General features: G+C 49.3%; 2 protein-coding genes. Both read left to right on the top strand.

The window, feature by feature from the left end; translation table 11 throughout:
* The first annotated feature begins 152 nt into the window (after nucleotides 1–152).
* A complete protein-coding gene (locus ACOTX5_RS26490) occupies nucleotides 153–707 on the top strand; it encodes an aminoglycoside N-acetyltransferase AAC(6')-Ib3 (protein WP_032488579.1) in 555 nt (184 codons plus the stop codon).
* A 96-nt stretch (nucleotides 708–803) separates the two neighbouring features.
* The gene (locus ACOTX5_RS26485; protein WP_001749986.1) at nucleotides 804–1,256 is read left to right on the top strand and encodes an NAD(+)--rifampin ADP-ribosyltransferase Arr-3; all 453 of its coding nucleotides are present in this window, start codon (nucleotides 804–806) and stop codon (nucleotides 1,254–1,256) included.
* Nucleotides 1,257–1,484: the final 228 nt, after the last annotated feature.

Raw genomic sequence — 1,484 nt, 5'->3', positions numbered from 1 at the left:
GATGCACTAAGCACATAATTGCTCACAGCCAAACTATCAGGTCAAGTCTGCTTTTATTATTTTTAAGCGTGCATAATAAGCCCTACACAAATTGGGAGTTAGACATCATGAGCAACGCAAAAACAAAGTTAGGCATCACAAAGTACAGCATCGTGACCAACAGCAACGATTCCGTCACACTGCGCCTCATGACTGAGCATGACCTTGCGATGCTCTATGAGTGGCTAAATCGATCTCATATCGTCGAGTGGTGGGGCGGAGAAGAAGCACGCCCGACACTTGCTGACGTACAGGAACAGTACTTGCCAAGCGTTTTAGCGCAAGAGTCCGTCACTCCATACATTGCAATGCTGAATGGAGAGCCGATTGGGTATGCCCAGTCGTACGTTGCTCTTGGAAGCGGGGACGGATGGTGGGAAGAAGAAACCGATCCAGGAGTACGCGGAATAGACCAGTTACTGGCGAATGCATCACAACTGGGCAAAGGCTTGGGAACCAAGCTGGTTCGAGCTCTGGTTGAGTTGCTGTTCAATGATCCCGAGGTCACCAAGATCCAAACGGACCCGTCGCCGAGCAACTTGCGAGCGATCCGATGCTACGAGAAAGCGGGGTTTGAGAGGCAAGGTACCGTAACCACCCCAGATGGTCCAGCCGTGTACATGGTTCAAACACGCCAGGCATTCGAGCGAACACGCAGTGATGCCTAACCCTTCCATCGAGGGGGACGTCCAAGGGCTGGCGCCCTTGGCCGCCCCTCATGTCAAACGTTATGCAGCCAAATCCCAACAATTAAGGGTCTTAAAATGGTAAAAGATTGGATTCCCATCTCTCATGATAATTACAAGCAGGTGCAAGGACCGTTCTATCATGGAACCAAAGCCAATTTGGCGATTGGTGACTTGCTAACCACAGGGTTCATCTCTCATTTCGAGGACGGTCGTATTCTTAAGCACATCTACTTTTCAGCCTTGATGGAGCCAGCAGTTTGGGGAGCTGAACTTGCTATGTCACTGTCTGGCCTCGAGGGTCGCGGCTACATATACATAGTTGAGCCAACAGGACCGTTCGAAGACGATCCGAATCTTACGAACAAAAGATTTCCCGGTAATCCAACACAGTCCTATAGAACCTGCGAACCCTTGAGAATTGTTGGCGTTGTTGAAGACTGGGAGGGGCATCCTGTTGAATTAATAAGGGGAATGTTGGATTCGTTGGAGGACTTAAAGCGCCGTGGTTTACACGTCATTGAAGACTAGTCCTTTGCATAACAAAGCCATCAAACCGGACGCCAGAGATTCCGCGCCTGTTGCGCATGGCTTCGCCATTTTATGCGCAATAGGCGCGCCACCCTGTCGCCGTTTATGGCGGCGTTAGATGCACTAAGCACATAATTGCTCACAGCCAAACTATCAGGTCAAGTCTGCTTTTATTATTTTTAAGCGTGCATAATAAGCCCTACACAAATTGGGAGATATATCATGAAA

It is taken from the genome of Enterobacter cloacae complex sp. IR5441 (assembly GCF_049238215.1).
GTDB lineage: Bacteria > Pseudomonadota > Gammaproteobacteria > Enterobacterales > Enterobacteriaceae > Enterobacter > Enterobacter hormaechei_C.
Note: the sequence above shows the minus strand (reverse complement) of the source record. Positions and strands in the feature narration are given on the sequence as shown.